This window comes from Mycobacterium sp. 20KCMC460, assembly GCF_022179425.1.
Taxonomy (GTDB): Bacteria; Actinomycetota; Actinomycetes; order Mycobacteriales; family Mycobacteriaceae; genus Mycobacterium; species Mycobacterium kiyosense.
In genome coordinates, this window is the sequence record NZ_AP025524.1 from 4177940 (window position 1) to 4203154 (window position 25215).

The window sequence follows — 25215 nt, forward strand, 5'->3', positions numbered from 1 at the left end:
TGCGGTCAGGCCAGACTTCTCTGCAGGCCGGCTGCCAGAGCGGCGATTGCGCGCAGCCAGAATTCGGTCAGACGCTCGATGTCGGCGGGCGTGAACAGTACGTCACTCCAGCGCCAGTTGCTGATCAGTTGGGTACCTTCCGGCGTTTTAGCTACGAACGCACTGATGTTCAGCGCGAACCGCAGCGGCAGATCCGGTTCCGGGGCGTTTGGCAGCGCCTCGAGGTAGGGACCGGTCAGTAGCGACCACGGCTGGTCGGTGCTGCCGCCGAGATCCAGCCGGCCCAGGTAGCTGAACTGGATCTGCGGTTCGGCGGCCTCCTGCAATTCGGGTAGCCGGTCGACATAGTGCAGCAGGCCGTAATCCATGCCGTCGGTGGGCACCTCGCCCAGGTGCTCGACCACCGAGTCGACCAGGCCGACCGCGGCTGCCGGATCCCGCTCGGCCCGTTCGACGTCGACCGCCGCTTCGCCGACACCGAACCGGACCGGGAAGGCGGTGGTGAACCAACCCACGGTGTTGGTTGTGTCGGTGTCCAGTACGGCATCCGCGCGACCGTGGCCTTCCAGCGCGACCAGGGTACCCACCGCGGGGTCCTGGCCCCTGGCCCGCCGCCAGCTGGCTATCGTCATCGTCGTTGCAGCCAAAAGGAATTCGCGCACGCCCTCGTCGCGACGCAGCGTGTGCAGCACCTGCGCGGTGACGTCGGCCGGGCTCACCACCTGGGTGACCTGCAGCGTGGACCAGCTGTCGCGGGTCGGGTCGGGATGGCGGGCGCCGAGCGCGGCGTCGGGCCTGCACACCTGGTCCATCCAGTAGTCGCGCTGCGCCTGAACCTCGGGTTCGGCGGCGCGGCGCCACATCAGCTCACACCAGCGCCGGTAGGAGGTGAACTCCGGCAACACCTTCGGCGCCGTGCCGGCTTGCACACACCGCCACGCCTCGGCAAGGTCGCCGACGATGATGTGCCACGACACCACATCCACTGTCAGGTGGTGGGCGGCCAGCAGCAGCGCGTCTCCTTGCTCAGCGCCGGAGAACCAGACCGCCCGCACCATCGAGCCCGCGTAGGGGTCCATCTGGTCCATCACCCGTGGCGCGGAATCGGCTATCGCAGCGACCAATTCGTCGCTGCTGCGCCCGACCTCGACCTGAGTGAGGATGTCGGCCGCGCTGAGCACACCCGGCTCCCGGGTGACCAGCCGGGGACCCGCCGAGGTGTCGGTCAGAATCGACCGCAACGTGTCGTGGCCGTCGAGCATCGACTGCAGCAGCGACTGCAGCGCCGCGCGGTCGATACCGTCGGGCAGTCGCAGCAACACAGTGTGGGTAAACCGCCGGAAGTTGCCGTGCTCGTAGAGCCAGGACACCATCGGCAACGGCGGCACCTCGCCGTATTCGGCGGTGTGCGCCGACATCCCGGTGTCCCCCACCGAGTCGATGACGGCGGCGAGCTCGCGAATGGTGGGAGCGGAGAACACCATGCGCGGACTCAGCGTCAAACCGCGTCGTCTCGCCTTGTGCACCAACGAGATCGCGACGATGCTGTCCAGCCCGAACGCGAAGAAGTCGTCGTCCAGATGCGGCACCAGGCCGTTGAACTGTTCGGCGAACAATTCACCCAACGCCTTTTCGGTGTCCGTCCCGGCAGCCGTCGCCGAGGAGTCCCCGGCCGGCCGCGACAGCGTGTCCTCGGCGATGGCGTCCAGGGCGTGGCCGTCGAGTTTGCCGTTGGGATTCACCGGCAGCCGCGGCAGCGCCACGATCCGCGCCGGAACCATGTACGACGGCAACCGATCGGCCAGCGCGGCGCGCAACCGGCCCGCATCACCGTCGTCGCCTTGCCAGACGACGAAACCCACCAGGGTGGCGCCGCTGTCCCGGCGCAACACCGAGACGGCCGCGTCGTGCACCTCGGGCAGGCCGCGCAACGCGGCCTCGATCTCGCCGATCTCCACCCGGTAGCCGCGGATCTTCACCTGGGTGTCACCGCGCCCCAGGTAGGCGTAGCCGCCGTGCGGCAAGCGCCGCACCAGATCACCGGTGCGGTACATGCGCTCGCCCGGCCGGAACGGATCGGCGACGAAGCGGGTGGCGGTCAACCCGGCACGGCCGATGTAGCCGCGAGCCAGCTGCACACCCGACAGATACAGCTCACCCACCACACCGTCGGGCACCTGCCGCAATGCCGAATCCAGCACGTAGCCGAAGGTGCCGGCATTGGGCGTGCCGATGGTCGGTGTCGGGTAGTCGGTGACCGCGGCCACCACCGCCTCCACGGTCATTTCGGTTGGGCCGTAGCAGTTGTAGACGGCGTTGGACAACCCGCGCAGGTAGCTCCACTGGGAGCTGTCGATCGCCTCGCCACCGAGCGCCAGCACCGCCAGCGCGTGATCGAGCAGCCCCGCTGCGCTGAGTTGAGTGAACATCGACGGTGTCGTGTCGATCATGTCCAACCGGTGTTGGGCCATCCCCTTGACCAGCCGATCGGCGTCCCGCATCTCCTCGGCGTCGAACAGGTGCACCGCATGCCCGTCGAGCAGGCCGACCATCGGCTGCCAGGAGGCGTCGAAGCTCAACGACCAGGCGTGGGCGATGCGCAGCGGGCGGCCCAGGCGCGCGACGGCCGGGCGGTAGACGCGGTCGCGGTGGTCGGCGAAGTAGCCGAGGATCGCCGCATGGGTGCCGATCACACCTTTGGGTTCGCCGGTGGAGCCGGAGGTGAAGATGACGTAAGCCCGCTGGCCGGGGTGGCGACGGACCGCTGGGGCAATGTCGGGGCGCCGCGAAATCCGTTTGGCCACAGCCGGATCGTCGAGTAGCAGGGTTGGCAGCGCGGATCCGGCGAGGCCGGCATTTTCGGCGTCGGCGATCGCCAGGATCGGCTCGGCCTGGCGGAGGATTGATTCGATCCGAACCTCGGGCAGCGTGATGTCCACCGGCAGATAGGCGCCCCCGGCCGCCAGCACACCGAGGATGGCGACGACGGACCGCGACGAGCGCGGCAGCAGCAACGCCACCACCGTCTCGGGTCCGACGCCCCGCTCGGCCAGCTCTGACGCCAATCGCGTTGCCTGGCCGTGCAATTCAGCGTAGGTGTGGCGCTCGCCGGCGCCGGTGGTCAGTGCGACGGCATCCGGTGTGGCGGTGGCTTGCCGCGCGAAGACGTCCCACACGGTGTCAACGGGCCGGGCCGGCGCCGCGGCGGCGACGTGGGCGAAGGCGGCGTGCTCGGCCGCGGTGAGCACGTCGAGCGCTTCCGGGGTTTCGTCGCCGATGTCGGGCAGTTGCAGCAGCACCTGGACCAGTCGCCGGCAGATGTCGGCGGCCGGAAGATGCGGCAGCGCAGCCGCAATCGCCTCCACCACCACCACCAGTTCGTCGCCGCTGAGGTGGGAGACCACGGTCAGCGGATAGTGGGTGAGGCTGTCCATTTCGACTGGGCTGAAGCTGGCGCCGTCGGGCGTGGTCACCGTGCGGATCGAGTCCTCGATCGGTGCGTTCTCGAATACGAACAGACTGTCGAACAGGGCTCCGCGGCCGTGTGCCCGCTGCAGTTCCGACAGGCTGAGGTAACCGATCTCGCGCATGGCCGACGACTCGCGTTGCAGCCGCGCGCACTGCTCCACGATCGGGGTGCCGGCACTGATCTGGTGCACCACCGGCACGGTGTTGATGAACAGCCCGACCATGCTTTCCACGCCGGTCAGGTGTTCGGGGCGCCCGGACACGACGGTGCCGAATACCAGATCGCGCCGGTCGGTGAGCCTGCTGAGCAGCACCGCCCAGGCGAACAGCACCGCGGTGTTCAGCGTCAGGCCGTTGCGGCCGGCCCAGCCGCGCAGCCGGGCGGTGTCGGTGGCCGACAGCAGCGATTTCGTCTGCTCCGGCACCGCGGCCCGGATGTCGACGGTGCCGTCGGCCACCATCAGCGGGGCGGACACCGCGCTCAGGTACCGCGTCCACCTGTCCAGTGCGGCCGTGGCGTCCTGGGTGGCCAGCCAGGCGATGTAGTCGCGGTACGGACGTGGGGCGGGCAGTGCGTCCGCGGATCCGCCGGCCCGGTATACGGCCAGCATCTCGGTGAAGAAGATCGCCAGCGCCCAGCCGTCCATCAGGATGTGGTGCGCGGTGAAGACCATCCGGCGGCGCGTCTGGCCCGGCACCGAGATCAGCACCACGCGCAATGCCGGACCGCGACTCAGGTCGAACGGCCGGCGTCGTTCCGAGCGGGCGATCGCGTCGAATTCGGCCGGCGTTCCGGTGCGTTCGTGCCAGGGCAGCTCGGCGTGCGAGGGCACGATCTGCACCGGTTTGGGCACATCCTGATCCCAGAAGGCGGCGCGCAGGTTGGGGTGCCGCGCCAGCATCACCGCGGCGCTGCGGCGCAGCAGTTCCAAGTCGACCGGTCCGTCGATGTCCACCCGCAGTTGCATGGTGTAGAGGTCGACGCTGTCCTCGGCCATCCGGTACAGCGCGAACAGCCCCTCCTGCAGGGGGCTGAGCGCCAGGACGTCCTCGATCTGCGGTGGTGCCGTGGTCACCGGTGCCTCACGAGCGGCTCTGCCATGCCGCGGACAGCGCCGCCAGCGCGTCCGCGTCCAGACCCGACGCGCTCATCGGCGCGGACTGTGGTTGCGCCTCGGGATCCGATGTGGCCGTGGGCTGCTCGCCGGCAGCATCGACAGCCGCGGCCAGCTCCGCAAGCGTCAGGTACTCGAACACCATGGCCGGCGTCAGCGCCAGTCCCAGCGCGTTGGCGCGGGCCGCGAGCTGCACCGAGATGATGCTGTCGCCGCCGATCGCGAAGAAGTTGTCCTCGCGGTCCACGCCGGTGATGTCGAGCAACTCCTCCAGCAGGGCGATCAGGGTCTGCTCGGTCTCCGCCGAAGCTTCGCCGAGCTCCGAGCGGCTGATCACCGCGGGGGTGGCCGGGGCGAGCAACTGCTCCATCACCTCCGCCGGCAGCAACTGCACCTGCGACAGCGGCCGGTCCGGTTGGGTCGCGAACAACTCGAGCGCGGTGCAGAAAGCCGTACCGATCGACGAAACCGTTTGCGGTTCAAACAGATCCGCGTTGGCAACCACGCGCACGTTCAGCTCGGCATCCGGCATCACGTCCAGTGAGACGTTGAGGTCCAGCAGTGAGATTTCGAAGTCCATCGGGACCGGCACCACCGTCGTCGCCCCGTCAGGGGTCAGGTCCCGCGGCAGCAGTGCCCAGTCCTCGCCGCGGAAGTGGATCGAATGCTGGAACAACGGGTGGTTGCGGGACGGGGAGCGCGGCGGGTTGAGCTCCTCGACCAGCCGCTCGATGGGCAGTTCCTGATGCGCCAGCGCGTCGAGCACGGTGTCGCGGCTGCGGGAAACGGTGTCCCGCAGGCTCGGATCGCCGGACAGGTCGTTGCGTAGCACCATCACGTTGGCGCACGGACCCACCATGTTGGTGGTGGCCAGATCGACGCGGGCCGCGACCGGGCTTCCGATGCCGATGTCGGTGCCGCCGCCGAGCTTGTGCAGCAGGACCGCGAGCGCGGCCTGGTACACCATGAACTCGCTGGCCCCGACTTCTTCGGCGAGCCGGACCAATGCCGCCCGCCGAGCCGCTGACACCGTGAAATCGACCAGCTCGCCGCGCTTTCCGAGGACCGGCGGCCGGGTGTGGTCGGCGACCGTCGGGATCTCGTAGGGCATCCCCGCGACGGCGGAGTGCCAGTGCCGCAGCGCAGCTTGCCCCCAGTCGGTGTCGGCTTCGAAGGTATTGCGTTGCCACAGCGCGTGTTCGGCGAACTGGGCGGCCACGGTCCGCCACTGCGGCGGGTGCCCGTCCAGCCGCGCCCGGTACGCGGTGAGCAGGTCTTCGAAGATGATGCCCATCGACGAGTGGTCGGTGACGGTGTGGTGGACGAGCAGCAGCAGCACGTGCGAAGCCGGGTCGATCCGCAGCAGGGTGGGCCGCACCAGGGACTCGGAGTCCAGGGCGAAGACGTGCCGGCGCAACTCGGCGATCGCCCGGTCCACGCCGTCGGCGCTGACGTCGGTGACCTCGAGTGGCACCTGCCGGGCCGGGTGGATGTGCTGATACGGAACACCTTCGTGTTCGACGAAGTTGGTGCGCAGCACTTCGTGTCGGGCGATGACGTCGTTGAGGGCGGCACCGAGCGCCGCGATGTCCAGCGGGCCGTTCACCCGAAGTGTCAGCGCCATGTTGAAGACGTCGTTGGCGCCCCTCATCTTCTGCTGGAACCACATCGCCAGCTGCGAGTAGGACAGCGGCGGACGTTCCGGGCGCACTGCCGTCAACTCTGGACGGGCCGGGCCGGCCGAGCCAGAACCGTTGCGCCGGGCGATCATCGCGTCGCTGTCGGCGCTCGACTGCTCCAGTCGCGCCGCAAGCCCGGCCGGGGTGGGGGTGTCGAACACGGCGCGCACCGTCAGTTCCACGCCGAACTCGGCGCGGATCGCTGCCACCAGCCGGGCAGCCAGCAGCGAGTGGCCGCCGAGGCCGAAGAACGAGTCCTCCGCGCCGACCTTCTCCCAGCCGAACAGCCGCGCGAAGATCGCGCACATCCGTCGTTCGGTCTCGGTGGCCGGCTGCCGGTAACTGCGCACCGCGACCGGTGTCGGCGCGGGCAGCGCCCGCTTGTCCAGCTTGCCGCTGACCGTCAGCGGAATCTCCGGGATGACCGCGAACGCGGTGGGCACCATGTATTCGGGCAGCGTCGCCGCCGCGTGGGTGCGCACCTCGTCCAGGTTCAGCTCACCGGAAACCCCGTCGCCGGTGGCCGGGACCAGGTAGGCGGCGAGCATCGGCCCGGCCTCGGTGTCCTCGGTCACCACCAGGCAGTGCCGGACCGCGGGATGGGTCGCGATCACCGATTCGACCTCGCCGAGTTCGATGCGGTAGCCGCGGACCTTGACCTGCTCGTCGGCGCGGCCGACGAACTCCAGCTGACCGGAGATGTTGCGGCGGACCAGATCTCCGGTGCGGTAGAGCCGTTCGCCGGGATTGAACGGGTCGGCGACGAAGCGTGCCGCGGTCAGTCCGGGACGACCCAGATAGCAGCGGGCCAGCTGTGCGCCGCCGAGGTAGAGCTCCCCGATCACCTCGGCGGGCACCGGTTGCAGTTCCTCGTCGAGCACGTAGGCGTAGACGTTGCGGTTGGGCAGGCCGATGGGAACCACGCGTGCCCCGTGCGACCCGTCGACCACCATGTGCGTGGCGCAGACCACCGCCTCGGTGGGCCCGTAGTGGTTGCGCAGTTGCGCGTCGAAATAGCCGGCGAACTTGTCGGCCACCTCCCCGGCCAGCGCCTCGCCACCTACCGGTACGTGCCGCAGCTGCCGCCATTCCTCGGCCTGCGGCAACAGCAGCAGGGTGCTCAGCATCGACGGCACCATGTGCAGCACGGTGATGCGGTGCCGGCTGATCAGGTCGGCAAGGTAACTCAGGTCGCTGAACGCACCGGTGTCCGACGGTTTGGGCACCACCAGTTGCGCGCCCAGCGAGAGCGTGACGAAGATGTCCAGCAGCGAGGCGTCGAAGCTCACCGAAGACGACTGCAGCAGCCGGTCTTCGGCGGTCATGCTCCACTCCGCCACGAAACCCTGGACATGCTCGGCGATCGCGTGATGCGACACCGCGACGCCCTTGGGCTGACCGGTGGAACCGGAGGTGTAGATGACGTACGCCAAATGCCCTGGGCGCAAAGCGGTTCGGCGGTCGGCGTCGGTGACCGCAGCGTCGGACAGCTGTGCCGCGGCCCGTTCGGCGTCCGCGAGTTCTCGTTGCCCGAGCACCAGGTGTGGCCGTGCATCGCCGATCAGATAGTCGATCCGCTCGTCCGGATAGGCCGGGTCGATGGGCAGGTAGGCCGCGCCGGCTTTGAGCACGGCCAGCATCGCGACGATGAATTCGACGGACGTGCTCAGCCGCAGCCCCACGATGTCCTCGGCGCCGATGCCCTGCCCGATCAGCCAGCGCGCCAGGCGATTTGCCCGGCCGTGTAGCTCGGCGTAGGTCAACTCGTCGTCGTCGCAGACCAGCGCCGTGGCGTCCGGGCGGGCGGCGGCCGCCGCTTCGAGCACCGCGACCATGGTGGTGGGCGGAGTCGGGACCAGGTCGCCGTGCGAGGCGTCCAGCACCGCGTCGCGCTCATCGGCGTCCAACATGTCCAGGCTGGTGAGGCGACGGTCGGGCTCGGTGATCGCGTTGTCCAACAGCTGGATGTAGTGCGCCGCCAACTGTTCGACGAGGGCCGGGCTGAGTACGTCGGTCTGGTATTCGAACTCGGCCAGGGCACCCTCGGGCTCCAGCACGATGGCCAGGGCCAGGGGCAGGTGTGCGGTCACCGCGCCCAGCCCCAGCTGTTGCACGGCCACGCCGTCCAGTGCGAATCCGCTCACACTCTTGCGCATGCTGAATCCCAGCCGCACCAGCTGGTCCATGCCGTCGTGGCCCATCCGCTCGGGGTTGGCTTCCCGCACCACCCGGTCGATGCCGACCGACTGGTGGGCGAAGCCGTCCAGGCAGGTGTCGCGTACCGCGTCGACGTAGGCGCCGAAAGTGACGTTCGGCCGTGCGGTCAGGCGCAGCAGCAGGGTGTTGCCGAAATAGCCGATCACCCTCTGGGCCAGGGCTTTCCGGTCGGTTACCGGTACCGACACCAAGAAGTCCGGGCTGCCGGTGTAACGCCGGATCAACACGCCGTAGGCGGCCAGCAGCACCATGAACGGCGAGGCGGAGTGTTCGCGGGCGAATTCTTCCAGCCGGCCGAACAGACCCTCGGGCAGCGGCCGGGTCACCCGCTCGGCCCGCCGCGACGGGTGCGCGGCCCGGACACCGGGCAACTCCAGCGGCTCGGGGGCCGGCCGCAGCTTGTCGGCCCAGTAGCCGACGTCGGCCATACCGGGTTCGGTTGCGCCGTCGAGCACTTCGACGGCGACGAACTGCGGCGCCGGTTCGCCCAGCGGCTGAGAGTTGTAGGCCGCGCTGAGTTCTGCGAAGAACACCGCCCAGGCGTCGTCGTCCCAGCAGATGTGGTGCACGACGAGCAGCAACACGAATTCTGCTGGGCGGGTCCGGATCAGGGTGATCCGCAGCGGCATGTCGTCGGCCAGGTTGAACGGTCGCCCGAACTCCCGGCGCGCCAGGTCTTCCACCCGCCGGTCGCGATCGTCGCGATCGTCCAGATCGGTGAAATCGTGTTCCTGCCAAGGTGTCTCGACGTGATCCCGAAAGACCTGGTACGGCTCACCTTCGCTGTCCACTCCGTAGTTGGTGCGCAACACGGCGTGTCGTGCCACCACCGCACCGACGGCGTCGCGCAGCCGGGCCGGGTCAAGCTGTCCGGTCAGCCGGTAGGCGACGCAGATGTTCAGCGTGGTGTCGTCGGCGTCCATGGCCTGCAGGAACCACATGCGGCGCTGGCCGGAAGAAAGGCGGTAGCGTTGCCCCGCTCGAAGCTCGACCGCCTCGGCCGATTTCCCTGCCGCCACACCGCTTTCGGCGATTCGCCGGCGCAGCAACTCGCGACGGCGTTCCTGCAGGGTCTTGGCATCGTCTGCCATGGATTGTCCCAACTCCTAGGTTTGGCTCGCTACGCTTGGTCGGTCAGATAGCCGCCGCGCACGAAGAACTCGTCGCCGCGACGTTCTACCCCGTCGGCGTCGCGGACCAGGGTGATCACCAACCCGTGGTTGCCGCCGCGATAGGCGCTGGGCCCGGACACCACCGCGCCGCCCCCCTCCTGCACGATCACCCGCCCCGGCGTTCCACCGTAGCGAGCTTCGGACACCCGGGCCTGCAGCACTTCGATGCGTTCGCCGCGGTAATGGGTGAACGGGCGCGGATAGGGGTCCGACAGGGCCCGCACGAACCGTTCCAGGTCTTCGGCCGGCCAATTCCAGTCGATCAGGCTGTCACGTTCGGAACGCTTGTGGAAGTAGGTCCGCTCGGCCTTGTGCTGCGGCCGCCAGCGCGCGGTGCCGGACTCCAGCGCGTCCAGCGCCTCCCGCAACGCGCCCGGGATCAGCTCCATGCCCTTGACCACCAAATCGGTGCCGGTGTCGCTCGCGCCGATGGGTAACGACCGCTGCACCAGGATGTCTCCGGTGTCCAGGCCCTCGTCCATCCGGTGCACCGTCAGCCCGAATTCGGTTTCGCCGCTGATCAACGCCCACAGCACCGGGGAGAACCCGGTGAACTTGGGGAGCAGCGAATCGTGCAGGTTCAGGGTGCCGTGCGGCGGCAGCGTGTACAGCTCGGGCGGCATCCAGCTGTACCAGCTGTTGACGACGATGACGTCGGGTTCGGCGCGCTTGACGACGTCGATGGTCTCGGCGTCGGCACGGGTGGTGACATGGACCGGAATGCCGTGTTCGCGGGCGAGTTCCTCGACCGAGGCCGACCAGATGGCTTTGTAGGACTCGGCACTGGCCGGGTGGGTGACCGCGAGAACGACATCGTGCCCGAGCTCGATCAGCGCCTGCAGGGTCTTGTGTCCCCAGGTCTGGAAGCCGAACGACACGACGCGCATCAGCCTCAACCCCCTTCGTACGTCGTCTTCCGATCGGCCCGATCCGGCCTCAGCAGATTATGTTAGCCTTCGCTAAGTTACGAAGTTCCTGGGGGACTGACGTGCGACAAGGCCGGCTCGACGTCTTCGGGACCCGCCGAACAGGTGACCGGTCGGCGCCAGGCGCCCGGCCAGTCAGCAGCGAGCGAAAGGTGACGATGCATGCCGCGCACCCTTGGGTGGATCAGGCAGTTCCACAAACCTGAATCCCCGGGCAGCCCCACGCTGTTGGTCTTCCCCCACGCCGGCGCCGGCGCATCGGCCTACCGCGCCTTCTCCAAGGCGCTGAGCAGCAAGTTCGACGTCATCGTGTTCCAGTACCCCGGACGCCAGGACCGGGCCGCCGAACCACCGCTGGGTTCACTGCCCGAGATCGCCGCCGGAGCATTCGAGGAGTTCGCCCGCTCGGACCACAATCGCGGTGTCCCGGTCGCGGCCTTCGGGCACAGCATGGGCGGCTGGGTGGCGTTCGAGTTCGCCCGGATCGCCGAAGCCAACGGCGTCGACGTCGCACACCTCACCGTCTCGGCCGCGGTCGCGCCGTGCAACGCGGCGAACAAGCCGTCGCACCCCGAAACCGACGAGGAGATCCTCACCCACCTCGCGGCGCTGGAGGGCACCAACTCCGACGTCTTCGGCAACCGTGACCTGATGCGACTGGCACTGCCGGTGATCAAGGCCGACTACCGCGCCTGCGACGCGTACGCGTGCGACGAGGACGTCAGGATCTCCGCGCCCATCCACGCACTGGGCGGCGACCAGGATCCGATCGTCACACTGGGCGACCTTTACGGATGGGGCAAGCACACCGACTCCGTCGAGGTGACGATGTTCGACGGCGGACACTTCTTCCTCAACGAACACACCGAGGCGATCGCCGAGCTGCTGGCCGGCGAACTGCGGCAGTCCGAGTCGAGATCATGACCTACGGCCGGACCGTGACAGCCGGGTCGACCGAAGATCACATCGTCATCTCCGGGTTGGCCGTCGAGGCGCCCGGCGGCATCGACACCCCGGCCGCACTGTGGCAGGCGCTCACCGAATCCAGGGAACTGATCGGCCCGTTCCCGCGCGACCGCGGCTGGCCGTTGGACGAGCTGTTCTCGGTATCGGAGATGGACGGCTGGGGCCCGGTCCACGATGCGGGCGGGTTCCTGGACAGCGCAACCACTTTCGACCCCACATTGTTCGGGATCACCCACCGCGAAGCACTGGTGATGCACCCCCAGCAGCGCGTCGCGATGCGCGTGGCGTGGAAAGCGCTGGAGAACACCGGGATCAACCCCGGGACGCTGGACGGCGAATTCGTGGGCTGCTTCGTCGGGATGTCACCGATGGAGTACGGGCCGCGCGCCTCGGTGGCCGATGCCTTCACCGGACACCGCATCGCCAGCCTGGGCCAATTGGGCGGGGCTGCAAGGATTTCGCACAGTCTGGGGCTGACCGGTCCGTCCATCAGCCTCGACACCGCCTGTGCGTCCTCGCTGACCGCGGTACACCTGGCCGCTACCGCCGTCGCCTTCGACGAATGCGACTGGGCGCTGGCCGGCGGGGTGTGCGTAATGGGTTCCCCGGGCGCCTTCTACGAATTCTCCCGGCTGAACGCGCTTTCCGACGACGGGCACTGCCGCGCCTACTCCGACGACGCCAGCGGCACCGTATGGGGCGAAGGCGCGGGCATGGTGGTCATCGAACGCGAATCGCGGGCAAAACAATTGGGCCACCACATCTACGGGCGCATCCTGGCCATCCGCACCAATCACAACGGTAAAGGCAAGCCGATCCTGGTCCCCCGGGTCCGGGCGCAGGAACAAGTCGTGCGCAAGACGCTCGACGTGGTGGGCATCGACCCCGCCGATGTCGGGATGATCGAGGGGCACGGCACCGCAACCCAGGCCGGCGACCCGGTGGAGCTGCTCGCCTTGTTCAAGACCTACGGCGCAGCGGGCAGCCAGGCGCTGCTGGGCTCGATCAAGTCCAACCTCGGCCACCCGCAGGCCGCGTCCGGCATCCTCGGCCTGATCAAGCTGCTGCTGGCCGGCCACCACGGTCAGATTCCGCCGACCCTCTACGCCGACAACCCGACCAAGATGCTGGACTGGGACCTGGTCGGACTGCGCCTGGCCACCAAGGTTCACCCGTGGCCGGCCAAGGACGGGATTCGCTACGGCGCGACGTCGTCGTTCGGCGCGGGGGGCGCCAACGCCCACGCCATCATCGAAATGCCCGCAGCGGCAGGGGAAGTGACGAAGTGACAGTTGCCCACCACGGCGTGACCTACCGGCTTCCGGACGGCTCGATCCCGGTCCTGCTGACCTCGGAGACACCGGAGTTGCTGCGTGGCGAAGCCGCCGCCGTGCTGTCCTACGCGGCATCGCACCCGAGCGTGACACCACCGGCCATCGCGCAGATGCTGTTCGGCACCCGGGTGGCCCGCAAGCACCGTGCGCTGGCCATGGTCAACGACCGTGACGAGCTGCTGGCGGCGCTGGGCGCGATCGCCGAGGGTCGTGACCACCCTTCGGTGGTGGGCGCCGCGGGGGCGGCGGCCCGTCGGCTCGCCTACGTCTTTCCGGGCCAGGGCAGTCAGCGTCCCGGGATGGGGCGGTTGTTCTACGAGCTGATTCCGGCCTTTCGTGCGGAGGCGGACCGCTGTGCGCAAGCTTTCGTGGAGTACTCGGGCCAGTCGCCGCTGCCCTATCTGCTCGACGACCAATTGACCGCCGAGAGCGACGCCGGCACGGTGCAACCGGCTCTGTTCACGCAGATGGCGGGCCTGGCCGCGGCGTGGCGATCGGTCGGGGTCGTCCCGCAGGTCACCGTCGGACACAGCCAGGGCGAGATCGCCGCCGCCTACGTTTCGGGGCTGATCACGTTGGCGGATGCGGTGCGCGTCATCGGTATTCGTGCGCTGGCCGCCCGCGAGATCGAGTCGGGTGACTACTCGATGGCCGTGGTGGCGACCGACCGGGACAGCTGCGAAGAGCTGTTGGCCCGCTGTACCGGCTGGGCGGAGCTGTCGGTGGTGAATTCGCCCAATATGACCGGCATCTCGGGCGACCGGGAGACGGTGCAGGACCTCGTGGCCGCGCTGTCCGAGCGCGGTGTGTTCGCCCGGGTCATCGGTGTCCGGTATCCGGCGCACACCAGCCTGATCAACGGACTCGGCGACACGGTACGCGCGGCCTCGCAGCGGCAGCTGGCGAATCCCAAGTTCCTGGACAGCGAGATCGACTGTTTCGGTTCCACTCTCGGCGCCGCGATCACCCCGGACCTGCCGGTCGACCAGTACTGGTTTTGGAACCTGCGTAACACGGTGCGGTTCGACAAGGCGGTCGCGGCCGCCGCCGAACTGAATGTCGACACGTTCGTCGAACTGGCCGAGCATCCGACCCTGCAACTGGCGATCCACGAGAACCTCGCCGCCCGCGGCGGCGACGAAATGGCTTCCCGGGTGGTCAGCACCTCCGTCCGGACCGCGACCGATCTGCGCGAATTCACCACAAACCTCGCGCAGTTGGCCGTTCATGACCTGAACTACCGGTGGGATCTCCTGCGCGTCGACTCCGAGCACCCGGCCGCTGAACCGCTTCCCGACTTCCCGAACACCCTGATGAACGAGACCACCCTGTGGCTGCCCTACGACGAGGTACTACCGCGGCGTAAGACCGCCACACCGACCAGCCGACCGGCAGTGCCCGAGGTTGGCGCGGCTTCGCCGTCGGCACAGCCGCGGCTGCTCGCCGAGGAATGGGTTCGCCTGACGCGCCGGTCGCTGACCCGGCCGCGGTCCATCGGGCTCATCGATCACACCGGAGACTGCGCCGAGCTGGTTGAGGCACTGTGTGCCGCAGCCGCCGAACTGGGCGCAACGGCCCGGTCGATCGACAGCGAGAGTGCCGCCGCCCAAGACGATTTGGACACCCACGTCATCCTGCTGCCGGCATCGCCGAAGCTGGACGCCGTCGCCGCGGCGGATCGTGTCGCCGCTTTCTTCGCCGAGCGCGCGTGGTGGCCCGGGGTGCACGGCGGGGTCACCGACTGCTGGCTGGTGACGGTGGCCGGCGAGGCCGTCGTCACCGACGACGGGCCGCCGGACCTCGTGCACGCGGCGGCCAGCGCGGGATTCCGCAGCATCGGCGCGAAATATCCCGGCGTGCGGTTCCGCCACCTCGACCTGCCGGCCGGCGCATCGGCGGCAACCGCGGCGCCGGTGCTCAAGGCGCTGCACACGGCCGGGGAATCCGAACTCGCGCTGCGCGACGGCGGCCTGTACGCCAAGCGTGTCGTGCCGGGCGAGAAATGCGCCGCCGGCACGGCCGCCGCGCGTCCCGGGCACGTCCTGATCGTCGGCGGCACCGGGAAACTCGGACTCGAGTTCTGCGGGCACTTCGCCCAGCAGGGCGCCCAGCGCATCACGCTGGTCAGCAGAACCGGCGAGACCACCGCCGTCGGGGAGCGGCTGCGCCAGATCCGTTCCGCCACAACGACTCACATCGAGGTCGCCAGGTGTGACCTGAGCGATCCGGCTTCGGTGGCGCAGCTGGCCGAGCGGCACCGGGACGCTCCTGCCGACGTGATCATCCATGGCGCGGTCGAGTATTCGGGTGTCGAACTCGAAGACATCACCACCGACAAGGTGCATGCCGCGCTGAGCGCCAAGGTGGTGGGAATCGCACGCATCCTGCGCAGCTTCCCCAGAACCGACGACTGCCGCGTGGTCCTGTGCTCGTCGGTGTCGGCCACCGTCGGGGGTCGCGGCCTGGCGCTGTACGCCGCCGGCAACCGTATGCTCGACGCCCTGGCACACCACGTTCGGGCCGAGGGCCTGGACTGCGTGTCGGTGCAATGGGGGCATTGGAAGGTGCACCTCGACGACTCGGGACTGGCCATGCTGTCCGGTCTCGGCGTTGTCCCGATGGCGCCCGCTGATGCGCTGGCGGTCGGGATGACCAGACTTGCCACCAACGCCGCCGTCGCCGCGTTCGACCTGGATCGTGCCCGGTCGGTGCTTGCGACCTGTGGCCGCGACTCGCTGCTGGCGCAGCTTTCCGAGCCCGAACCCGCGGCCGCACCCGCGGCCGGACCTGCCCCTTCCGTGGCGGTCGAGGCACCCGCCGGCGCGTCGCACCGGTTGATGAGCCTGCTGGCCGGGGCCATCGGGGTGGACAGTGTGGAGGCGATCGACACCACCATCCCGATGGTGGCGATCGGCCTGGATTCGTTGCAGGCGCTCGAGTTTCGCCGTCGCGTCAAGAAGGAGTTCGACCACGAGCTCGATGTCGCGGACCTACTGGGCGGGGCGTCGATCGCCGACGTGCTGGCCAAGCTGGACGCCTGAGGCGGGAACGGGACACCGCGCCGGCCCTAGTCGGCGGGCATCCTCAACCGGCGGCGTCAGTCGGCGGGCGTCAGTCGGCGGCCATTGCGTCGCGAAGAGTCTTGGGCCGCATATCCGTCCAGTGCTGCTCGACGTAGGCCAGGCAGTTGGCGCGGCTGTCCGCACCGAACACCACCCGCCAGCCGGCCGGCCGGCCGATGGACTCCGGCCACAGGCTGTGCTGTTCCTCGTCGTTGGTCAACACGTAGAAGGTGCCGTCTTCGTCGTCAAACGGATTGATACTCACCGGATCTCCCCATCGAGGTTGTGGCAGCGGCACGCTGAATCTCGGCGCCGAGCACCCGGTCCGACAGCAGTCCCAGGCAACTCAGGTTGGGAAATCCGGGACCCTCGTTGACGCCGGACAGGTTGGGCAGGAACAGTTTCGGATTGACACCGGCGATCGCCAGATCGGGACCGATGCACTCTTCGAGTCGCTCACCGGACAGCGGCGCACCGACCTCCGACTCCAGCAGTCCCACCGCGTCCGGTTGCAGCAGCGGCAAAAACCACAGCGGGTCGGCGCCGGACCCGTCGATGACGAGGTCGTAGCGGTGCAGCGTCTCCTGCGGTTCACCGCAGTTGTCGGTGCGCAGCGTGATCCAGATCTTGTTGTCCTGGTCGAAGACCCGCGCGACGCGGCCACGCAGGTGGGTGATCCGCTCGTCGGCCAGCAGCGACTCCTGGACCCGTGCGGAGAAGACCCCGCGGTCGGTGCGGGCGATGCAGTTGCGGCGTTCGGCGTGGCTGAGGCTGCGCCATCCGGCGGGATCGGAGAACAGCGAGTTCTCGAAGAAGCCCTCGCCGCGGGTGAACAGCGTCGCCTGCGGCGAGATCGCGGTGATCGACGAAACCCGATGGTGGAACAGCTCGTTGAGGATCGACGCAGCGGTCTCGCCGCCGCCGATCACCGCGACACTGTCGGCCACGATGCGCTCGTGCTGCCCGGCGCGGGCCCAGAACTGCGCTATCGACAACACCCGGGGATCACCGGAGAGCATCGATCGCTCCGGCTGTCCGGGCCCGGTGACCATCAGCGCGTCAGCGCAGACGGTGGATCCGGATGTGTGGACGGCCCAGCGGGATTGCTCGACGGCGATCTTGCGCGCTTCGCCCTGAACGACTTTCAGGCCGGCGACCTCGGCGACCCACCGCAGGTAGCGGGCCCAGGTGTCGTGGGCCGGCGCCGGCCTGCCCCGGTCCACCCAGCCCACGAACTGGTCGGAGGCAACCAGATACGACTGCCAGCTGAACCGCATCATCTGTTCGTCGACCTCGGACTCGCGCCCGGCCACCAGCGTCGACCGGTACGGGAACCCGACGTCTTTCTCCGGGCTGGTGCCCAGCCGCTGCCGACCGTCGGTCCAGCCGCCCCCCGGCAGCCAGTTGGCCGCCACCTCGGTGCGTTCGATGGCCACCACGTCAGGCGTCTCGACACCCATCTCGCGCAGCACCGCGGCTTTTGCCGCCACCGCGACCGCCTTGGCGCCCGCGCCGATGACCGCCAGCGTCCGGCTCACCAGTCACCCGCCCCACGATCGTCGCTCCGGCCGAGGTGGCCCGGGTGGCATTCTGCGTTCGCCGGTGATCCGGCGAATGACGCGCCGCCCACGACCCCCACCTCCCGTATTAGCTCAGGCTGTCCTAACTTTCTGTACGCTACCCTATGCTCGCAGTGCCGACACGCTCACCCCGAGGAGCTCGCGAGTGCCGCCACGTTCTACCCACGGCCCGTCCCACCCGTCTGAAAGCCCCGCTCTGGACGGCTTCGTCCCGTTTCCGCCCGAGCGGGCCGCCGCCTACCGGGCCGCCGGCTATTGGACCGACCGGACGGTGGACGACCTGCTCACCCAGGCCGCGGAGACCTGGCCGCACCACCCCGCCGTCGTCGATGCGCACCACCGCCATACCTACGCTGAGCTGGACCGGCTCGCCGACCGTGCGGCGGCCGGCCTGGCGGCGCTGGGCATCGAACCCGGCGACCGGGTGCTGCTCGCGCTACCCAATTCATGCCGGTTCGCCGAGGCGCTGTTCGGAGTGCTGCGCGCCGGCGCCATCCCGGTGATGTGCCTGCCGGGACACCGGCTGGCCGAGCTGAGTCATTTCGCGGAGGTCAGCGACGCGGTAGCGCTGATCGTCGCCGACACCGTGGGCGGGTTCGACTACCGACCGATGGCCCAGACGCTCGTCGCCACCCAGCCGTCGCTGCGGCACGTCGTGGTCGACGGGCATCCCGGCCCGTTCCTGGCCTGGGCGACGCTGCCGGACGGGGACGTTCCGCAGGTCGTCCCCGACCCTGGCTCCCCGGCGCTGCTGCTGGTGTCCGGCGGCACCACCGGCACCCCGAAACTGATCCCACGCACCCACCACGACTACGTGTACAACGCCACCGCCAGCGCGGCACTCTGCCGGCTCACCCACGACGACGTCTATCTGGTCGCGCTACCGGCGGCACACAACTTTCCGTTGGCCTGCCCCGGCCTCCTCGGCGCGCTAAGCGCCGGCGCCACAATCGTTTTCGCCGACGACCCCAGCCCCGAAGCCGCGTTCGCCACCATCGACCGGCACGGCGTCACCGTCACCGCGCTGGTGCCGGCACTGGCCAGACTCTGGGCGCAGGCCTGCGACTGGGAACCCGTCACACCACAAACGTTGCGGCTGTTGCAGGTCGGCGGTTCCAAGCTGGAACCCGAGGACGCCGCCGAAGTGCGCGCGAGGCTGACCGCGGGCCTGCAGCAGGTGTTCGGGATGGCCGAGGGACTGCTCAACTTCACCCGCCTCGACGACCCGCCCGAAACGCTCGAGCGCACCCAGGGCCGGCCGTTGAGCCCTGCCGACGAACTGCGCATCGTCGATGCCGACGGAGCGCCCGTGGCCGCCGGCGCCGAAGGCGAACTGTTGGTGCGCGGCCCGTACACCATCAACGGCTACTTCCGTGCCGGGCGAGACAACGAACGTTCCTTCGACCCGGACGGCTTCTACCGCAGCGGCGACCTGGTTCGGCTCCGCGCCGACGGCAACCTGGTGGTCACCGGGCGGGTCAAAGACGTAATCTGCCGCGCCGGTGAGACCATTTCGGCGCTGGACCTCGAAGAGCACCTGCTCAGCCACCCGGCCGTCTGGTCGGTCGCGGCGGTGCCGCTGCCCGACCCGGCTCTCGGTGAAAAAATCTGCGCCGCAGTTGTTTTCGCAGGCGCTCCGGTGACGAAGTCGGAGCTCAACGCCCACCTCGAGCAGCGCGGCGTCGCTTCGCACGTACGAATCGACCAGCTGGCCGCGCTACCGGCGCTGCCCACCACCGCGATCGGCAAGGTCGACAAGAAGGCGATCATCCGCACCGTGGGCTGAGCCGCTGGCGTGACCTCACGACGGCGCCGTCTGCCAATTCCCGACGCGCGCCCGCCACGTGTGTCGGGTACCTTCTTGAGGAATTCAGATAGCAGACGGTAGTGTTCACTAAATTCGGTCGGCGGCACGGGAGGAGATCATGACGCCGGGTCTGTACGGCTATTTGACCATTGCCTCTCTGGCAATGATGTTGACTTTCGCCACCGTCGCCTTCACATATGTGAGACGACTCCGCAGCCGGGACTTGCCGCCGATCAGCCGGGAGGTGGGCAGCGCCACGACGGTGGTGCGCAAGCTGCGCAAACGCGAACCCATGACGGCCGAGGAACTGAACTACGCCAGACAGGTGGTCACCGACCGCGGATCGCCGATGGCGCTCGCCATTCCCGGGATGATCTTCATGCTGGGCTGCTTCTATGTGTTCGGCAGCCTCGAACACCTACACGGTGCCAGGCCGTCGGAACGGACCTTCCTCGGGGTGATCCCGATGCTGACCTCCACCAACCTCGCGCTTCGGCTGCTCGCCGGCGCCAGGTTGAAAAAGCTGCTGCCAAAAGCAGTTTGAGTGCGGATGGAGAATCGGGTGAGTAGTCGACCGACCGGCAGGACCTTGTTGGCGCGAGCCTGGATGCCGTTGGTCGCCGTCGTCGCGATCGGCGTCGGGGCGCTGTGCATGTGGAAGGTGCACGAATTCTCCGCTCCCCCTCCGGTCATCACCGTCCTGGGGCAGCAAGCGCCGGAGCAGACCACCCGCAAGGAAATGACCTACGAGTTGTTCGGCAACGTCGGCGACGGCGGAATGCTCGTCTATGTCGACGTCGAAAGCCACCCGCACCGGCTTGACCTGAATACGCTGCCCTGGTCGCACACCGAGACGACGACGCTGACCGTCGTTTCCGGCAGCATCTCGGCACAGGTTCGTGGCGGTCAGATCGGGTGCCGAATAAGGGTGAACGACGTCGTGCGCGACGAACAGTCCGATACCCACCAGGACGCCCATGTCACCTGCCGGGTGAAATCCGCATGAGTGAGCACCGGGCGCCTCGGCCGTTCCTGCCGCGGGCGGTCCGGGCACTGGCGATCCCGATCATCGTCTTCTGGGCGCTGATCGCCGTCACCACCAATACCTTTGTGCCCCAGGTCGAACGGGTCGCCGAAGAACTCGCCGGGCCGATGGTCCCGCATTACGCGCCGTCGCAACGGGCGATGCTGCGCATCGGTGAAAAGTTCCACGAATCCACCTCGACCAGTATGACCATGATCGTCTTAGAAGCCGACCGGCCGCTGGGCGACGTGGACCACCACTACTACGACGACTTGATGCGCCGTCTCAAGCAGGACACCAGCCATGTGCAGTACGTGATGGACCTGTGGGGCAAGCCGATCACCGCGGCGGGCGCCCAGAGCGTGGACGGCAAAGCGGCTTACGTGTTGCTGCGCCTCGCCGGCGACATCGGGCAGATGCAAGCAAATCAGTCGGTCTCCGCGGTGAAACAGATTGTCGCGCACGATACTCCGCCGCCCGGGCTCAAGGTCTACGTCAGTGGCCCGGCCCCGCTGGCTTCCGACACCGTGACGATCGCGAATGCCAGCCTGAACGACATCACCATCGTGACGATCATCCTGATCATCGTGATGCTGTTGCTGGTGTACCGGTCGGTGTCCACGCTGCTGGTCCCGCTGGCCGGCGTGCTGATCGAGATGCTGGTCGCCAAGGGGGTGGTCGCGACGCTCGGCCATCTCGGATACATCGAACTGTCCTCGTTCGCGGTGAACATCGTCGTCGCGCTGACCCTGGGCGCGGGCACCGACTACGGCATCTTCCTGATGGGCCGCTATCACGAGGCACGGCGCGCCGGCGAAGACCGGGAAGAGGCGTTCTACACGGCCTACCGGGGTGTCACACCCATCATCATCGGCTCCGGGCTGACGATCGCCGGGGCGTGTTTCTGCCTGAGTTTCGCCCGGCTCAACTACTTTCACACCATGGGCCCGGCGGTGGCCATCTCGATGCTGCTGACCATCGCGGCGGCGCTGACCCTGGGCCCGGCCGTGTTGACGGTAGGCAGCCTGTTCGGGCTGTTCGATCCGCGGCGCCAGGCTCAGGCGAAACTGTATCGGCGGATCGGGACCAGTGTGGTGCGGTGGCCGGTGCCGATCCTGGTGGCCAGCACCGCTGTTGTCATGTTCGGGGCGGTGTTCGTGCCGACCTACCGGGTCAACTACGACGACCGCCAATACCAGCCGTCCGACGGCCCTGCCAACCAGGGCTTCGCCGCGGCGGATCGGCACTTCTCCAAGAGCAAACTGTTCTCCGAGATGTTGATGGTCGAGACGGATCACGACATGCGGAACTCGGCCGATTTCATCTCACTGGACCGGGTGGCCAAGAGCCTGATCCGACTGCCCGGCGTGGCCATGGTGCAGAGCATCACCCGGCCGATGGGACGTCCGCTCGAGCACGCGACGCTGCCCTACCTGTTCACCACCCAAGGCAGCGGCAACGGCCAACAGCTGCCATTCAACCGTCAGCAGAACGCGAATACCGATCAGCAGGCCCAAATCCAGGCGAACACCGTCGAAGTGCTGGACCGCACCATCGGGCTGCTGCAGAAGATGGCCGACGAGATGCACTCGACCGTGCTCACCATGGAGGACATGAAGAAGGTCACCGAACAGCTCAACCAGGAGCTGTCCAACCTCGACGACTTCTTCCGGCCTCTTCGCTCGTATTTCTATTGGGAGCGGCACTGTTTCGACATTCCGGTGTGCTGGGCGTTCAGGTCGCTGTTCGACGCGCTCGACGGCATCGACAAGATGGCCGCCGATATCAAGGACGCCGTGGCTTCCCTGGAGGTCATCGATAAGCTGCTGCCACAGATGATCTCGCAGATGAAGATCATGCGCGACGACACCGAGGCGCTGCAGGCGCTGCTGGTCAACAGCTACGGATCGGCGGATCTGCAAGCCATCCAGACCGACCAGACCTTCGACGACATGATCAACGTCGGAATCGACTTCGACCGGGCCCGCAGCGACGACTTCTTCTACATCCCCCGGGAGGGATTCGACAACGAAGACGTCAAAACCGGTATGACGCTGATGATGTCGCCCGACGGCAAGGCCGCCCGGTTCATCGTCACCCACGAGGGCAACGCGATGGGCCCCGAAGGGGTACAGCACGTCGAACAGTTCGCCGGGGCCATCACCACGGTGCTCAAAGAGACTTCGCTGGCCGGAGCGCGGGTCTACATCGGCGGCTCGGGCTCCAACGACAAGGACATCAAGCAGTACGCCGCGTCGGATCTGCTGATCGCGGCGATCGCCGCCTTCGTGCTGATCTTCTTGATCATGATGTTTCTGACGCGAAGTCTGGTGGCCGCCTTGGTGATTCCCGGTACCGTCGCCTTCTCCTACGCCGGGGCGTTCGGGCTGTCGGTGTTGGTCTGGCAGCACCTGATCGGGCTGCACCTGCACTGGCTGGTGTTGCCGCTGACGTTCATCATCCTGGTCGCGGTGGGTTCGGACTACAACCTGTTGCTGATCGCCCGCGTCAAGGAGGAGGTGCACGCCGGGTTGAACACCGGCCTGATCCGCGCGCTGGGCAGTACCGGTGCGGTGGTGACGTCGGCGGGACTGGTGTTCGCGTTCACCATGCTCGCGATGCTCAGCAGCGATCTGCGCAGCATCGGCCAGGTGGGTTCCACGGTGTGTATCGGCCTGCTGCTCGACACGCTGGTGGTGCGCTCGTTCGTGGTGCCGTGCCTGCTGCGGATCATGGGGCCGTGGTTCTGGTGGCCCACCCTGGTGCGGTCCCGGCCCGCCCGTCCCGCCTCTTCCACCCAGCCACCCACCTCCGCCTCGGCCTCGGCCTCGGCCGTGAACTAGGCACGCTCCCGCGGCGGGTCGCGTCGTGCGAGTCACGCTGGGCGGATGGGATGGGCGGCGGCGGAAACAGAGTCCCGCCCGAAGCTGCCATTGACTAATGTCACCATTTGGTATTGACTCGCTTCCCATGGACGACGATGTTCCAGCCCGCGGGTCGCTGCGCTCCCGGACCGCGATCACGGTCAGCTCGCTGATGCTGCGACCGATCACCGGCGCGATCCGCCCCGATCAGGCATGGGGAGTCTGGACATCACGACAACTCGTCGCCCGGGTGATGGACACCTTCGGCCCGTCGCTGGCCGGCGCCCGGGTCAGACCGGTCGACACCGTCCTTGCCGACGGGCGCCGCGTGGTCGGCGAATGGGTGTACGGGCGTGGTATCCGGCAACATTCATCACACGGCGTCATCTACTACGTGCACGGCAGCGGCTACACGATGTGCTCGCCGCGCACCCATCGCCGGCTGACCTCCTGGCTGTCCGCACTCACCGGGCTGCCGGTGTTCTGCATCGACTACCGGCTGGCACCCCGGCACCGCTTCCCCGCCGCCGCCGACGACGTGCGCGCCGGCTGGGACTGGCTACCGCAGGCCAGCGGAGTGCCGCCGGAAAACATTGTGGTCGTTGCGGATTCGGCCGGCGGCCACCTCTCGGTGGACCTGCTGCTGCAACCCGACGTCGCGCAGAACCCGGCCGCGGCGATGGTGCTGTTCTCGCCGCTGATCGATCTCACCTTCGGACTGTGCGCCGCACGCGAACTGCGACGCCCCGACCCGGCGATACGCGCGGCGGCCGCGGCGAAGTTGGTGGCCCTCTATCACGCCGGGGTGGATCCCACCCACCATCGGCTGACGCTCGACGTGGCGGGTGGCCCGACGCTGCCGCCTGCGCTGATCCAGGCCGGTGGCGCCGAGATGCTGCAGGACGACGCTCGGCAACTCGCCGCCGACATCAGCGCCGCCGGCGGTAGTTGTGAATTGCAGGTCTGGCCCGACCAGATGCATGTGTTCCAGGCACTGCCCCGGATATCACCGGAGGCCCCCAAAGCCATGGCGCACGTACAGCGGTTCATCGCAAAGTCGCTGCGGGACGACATAACTGAGAAAAGTATCGAGCAGGAGGCCGGCTGACCATGTTCGGACCACTGGACAAACTGCGCAACAAGCCGACCACCAGTCGCGACTCGCTGGCAGTGGTGACCGGAGCGGGCAGCGGCATCGGCGCCGCCTTCGCCGTCGAACTCGGCCGTCGCGGTGGCTCGGTGGTGTGCAGCGACATCGACGAGGCGGCCGCGCAACGTACCGCCGAGACCATCAACGAGCTGGGCGCCAAGGCAACGGCGGTGCGCTGCGACGTGTCCGAGTACGAGGAGGTGGCCGTCCTGGCCGAACAGGCGCAGGCCTGGTTCGGCGCGCCACCCACCCTGGTGATCAACAACGCCGGCGTCGGCGCCGGGGGTGCCCCCATCGGCGAAGTGCCGCTTGAGGATTGGCAGCTGACACTGGGGATCAACCTGTGGGGACCCATCTACGGCTGCCAGGTGTTCACTCCGATCCTGCGTGAAGCCGGCCCGTCACACGCGCCCCGCGGGATCATCAATGTCGCCTCGGCAGCTGCGTTCGGCGCGGCTCCCGGAATGGCCGCCTACAACGTCAGCAAGGCCGGGGTGCTCTCGTTGTCGGAGACGCTGGCGGCCGAATTATCCGGCACCGCAGTCAGAGTCACCGTGCTGTGCCCCACCTTCGTCAAGACCAACATCGTCGGTTCGGGCCTCGAAGCCGGACGCATCAGCGAGGAGTCCAGCAACCTGGCCGACCGGTTGATGCGCTGGACCGGCCTGTCGGCGGAGAAGGTCGCCAGGGTCTGCCTGGACACCAACGACCGCGGCGATCTGTACTGCATGCCCCAGCTCGACGCCAAGATCGGCTGGAACATCAAACGCCTTGCCCCCGGGGCTTATACCCGTGGAGTCGGCCTGGTAATGCGGGTGACCAGTCACTGAAACACCCGTCCACCTGAAAGG

General features: G+C 68.1%; 14 protein-coding genes. 9 read left to right on the forward strand and 5 right to left on the reverse strand.

Going from position 1 to position 25215, the window contains the following annotated elements; all coding sequences use genetic code 11:
- Window positions 1-5 precede the first annotated feature (5 nt).
- From MKCMC460_RS19390 to MKCMC460_RS19400, 3 genes are read right to left on the reverse strand one after another with little or no spacing between them, the layout of a single operon-like run.
- The gene (locus tag MKCMC460_RS19390; RefSeq protein WP_238304711.1) at window positions 6-4544 is read right to left on the reverse strand and encodes a non-ribosomal peptide synthetase; all 4539 of its coding nucleotides are present in this window, start codon (window positions 4542-4544) and stop codon (window positions 6-8) included.
- A 7-nt stretch (window positions 4545-4551) separates the two neighbouring features.
- Window positions 4552-9570: a non-ribosomal peptide synthetase gene (locus MKCMC460_RS19395; protein ID WP_238304712.1), complete on the reverse strand. Its 5019-nt coding sequence runs from the start codon at window positions 9568-9570 to the stop codon at window positions 4552-4554.
- A 29-nt stretch (window positions 9571-9599) separates the two neighbouring features.
- Window positions 9600-10538, reverse strand: a complete 939-nt coding sequence (locus MKCMC460_RS19400) for a methionyl-tRNA formyltransferase (RefSeq protein WP_236982186.1) — start codon at window positions 10536-10538, stop codon at window positions 9600-9602.
- 201 nt (window positions 10539-10739) lie between these two features.
- Here MKCMC460_RS19400 and MKCMC460_RS19405 point away from each other — a divergent pair, with 201 nt between their 5' ends.
- From MKCMC460_RS19405 to nbtC, 3 genes are read left to right on the forward strand one after another with little or no spacing between them, the layout of a single operon-like run.
- The gene (locus MKCMC460_RS19405; protein ID WP_236982184.1) at window positions 10740-11501 is read left to right on the forward strand and encodes a thioesterase II family protein; all 762 of its coding nucleotides are present in this window, start codon (window positions 10740-10742) and stop codon (window positions 11499-11501) included.
- A 14-nt stretch (window positions 11502-11515) separates the two neighbouring features.
- Window positions 11516-12832, forward strand: a complete 1317-nt coding sequence (locus MKCMC460_RS19410) for a polyketide synthase (RefSeq protein ID WP_236982182.1) — start codon at window positions 11516-11518, stop codon at window positions 12830-12832.
- Between the two features lie 17 nt (window positions 12833-12849).
- Complete coding sequence (nbtC, locus tag MKCMC460_RS19415; RefSeq protein ID WP_255735952.1) at window positions 12850-15918, forward strand: nocobactin polyketide synthase NbtC; 3069 nt, start codon at window positions 12850-12852, stop codon at window positions 15916-15918.
- 70 nt (window positions 15919-15988) lie between these two features.
- Here nbtC and MKCMC460_RS19420 read toward each other — a convergent pair whose 3' ends face one another.
- Both MKCMC460_RS19420 and mbtG read right to left on the reverse strand, forming a co-directional pair.
- On the reverse strand, window positions 15989-16204 hold the full coding sequence (locus MKCMC460_RS19420; protein WP_236982180.1) for an MbtH family protein: 216 nt from the start codon (window positions 16202-16204) through the stop codon (window positions 15989-15991).
- A complete protein-coding gene (gene mbtG, locus MKCMC460_RS19425; RefSeq protein ID WP_238304713.1) occupies window positions 16185-17477 on the reverse strand; it encodes an NADPH-dependent L-lysine N(6)-monooxygenase MbtG in 1293 nt (430 codons plus the stop codon). The genes MKCMC460_RS19420 and mbtG overlap by 20 nt, the downstream gene beginning before the upstream one ends.
- A gap of 238 nt (window positions 17478-17715) precedes the next feature.
- Between mbtG and MKCMC460_RS19430 the strand changes: the two genes are divergently transcribed.
- From MKCMC460_RS19430 to MKCMC460_RS19455, 6 genes are all read left to right on the forward strand, one after another.
- A complete protein-coding gene (locus MKCMC460_RS19430) occupies window positions 17716-19305 on the forward strand; it encodes a (2,3-dihydroxybenzoyl)adenylate synthase (RefSeq protein WP_238306024.1) in 1590 nt (529 codons plus the stop codon).
- Between the two features lie 139 nt (window positions 19306-19444).
- A complete protein-coding gene (locus tag MKCMC460_RS19435; RefSeq protein ID WP_236982176.1) occupies window positions 19445-19870 on the forward strand; it encodes a hypothetical protein in 426 nt (141 codons plus the stop codon).
- 6 nt (window positions 19871-19876) lie between these two features.
- Complete coding sequence (locus MKCMC460_RS19440; RefSeq protein WP_238306025.1) at window positions 19877-20332, forward strand: MmpS family transport accessory protein; 456 nt, start codon at window positions 19877-19879, stop codon at window positions 20330-20332.
- Window positions 20329-23193: an RND family transporter gene (locus tag MKCMC460_RS19445; RefSeq protein WP_238304714.1), complete on the forward strand. Its 2865-nt coding sequence runs from the start codon at window positions 20329-20331 to the stop codon at window positions 23191-23193. The genes MKCMC460_RS19440 and MKCMC460_RS19445 overlap by 4 nt, the downstream gene beginning before the upstream one ends.
- A gap of 127 nt (window positions 23194-23320) precedes the next feature.
- Window positions 23321-24322 (forward strand): alpha/beta hydrolase, encoded by a 1002-nt coding sequence (locus MKCMC460_RS19450; RefSeq protein WP_236982170.1) that lies wholly within the window; start codon window positions 23321-23323, stop codon window positions 24320-24322.
- Window positions 24323-24324: 2 nt separating this feature from the next.
- Window positions 24325-25194, forward strand: a complete 870-nt coding sequence (locus MKCMC460_RS19455) for an SDR family oxidoreductase (RefSeq protein WP_236982168.1) — start codon at window positions 24325-24327, stop codon at window positions 25192-25194.
- Window positions 25195-25215: the final 21 nt, after the last annotated feature.

Bases quoted from the DNA above. Each gene is read 5' to 3' on its own strand.
- MKCMC460_RS19395 (WP_238304712.1), bottom strand. From the start codon at position 9,570: ATGGCAGACGATGCCAAGACCCTGCAGGAACGCCGTCGCGAGTTGCTG.
- MKCMC460_RS19450 (WP_236982170.1), top strand. From the start codon at position 23,321: ATGGACGACGATGTTCCAGCCCGCGGGTCGCTGCGCTCCCGGACCGCG.
- MKCMC460_RS19440 (WP_238306025.1), top strand. From the start codon at position 19,877: ATGGAGAATCGGGTGAGTAGTCGACCGACCGGCAGGACCTTGTTGGCG.
- MKCMC460_RS19405 (WP_236982184.1), top strand. From the start codon at position 10,740: ATGCCGCGCACCCTTGGGTGGATCAGGCAGTTCCACAAACCTGAATCC.
- MKCMC460_RS19435 (WP_236982176.1), top strand. From the start codon at position 19,445: ATGACGCCGGGTCTGTACGGCTATTTGACCATTGCCTCTCTGGCAATG.
- MKCMC460_RS19400 (WP_236982186.1), bottom strand. From the start codon at position 10,538: ATGCGCGTCGTGTCGTTCGGCTTCCAGACCTGGGGACACAAGACCCTG.
- MKCMC460_RS19455 (WP_236982168.1), top strand. From the start codon at position 24,325: ATGTTCGGACCACTGGACAAACTGCGCAACAAGCCGACCACCAGTCGC.
- MKCMC460_RS19445 (WP_238304714.1), top strand. From the start codon at position 20,329: ATGAGTGAGCACCGGGCGCCTCGGCCGTTCCTGCCGCGGGCGGTCCGG.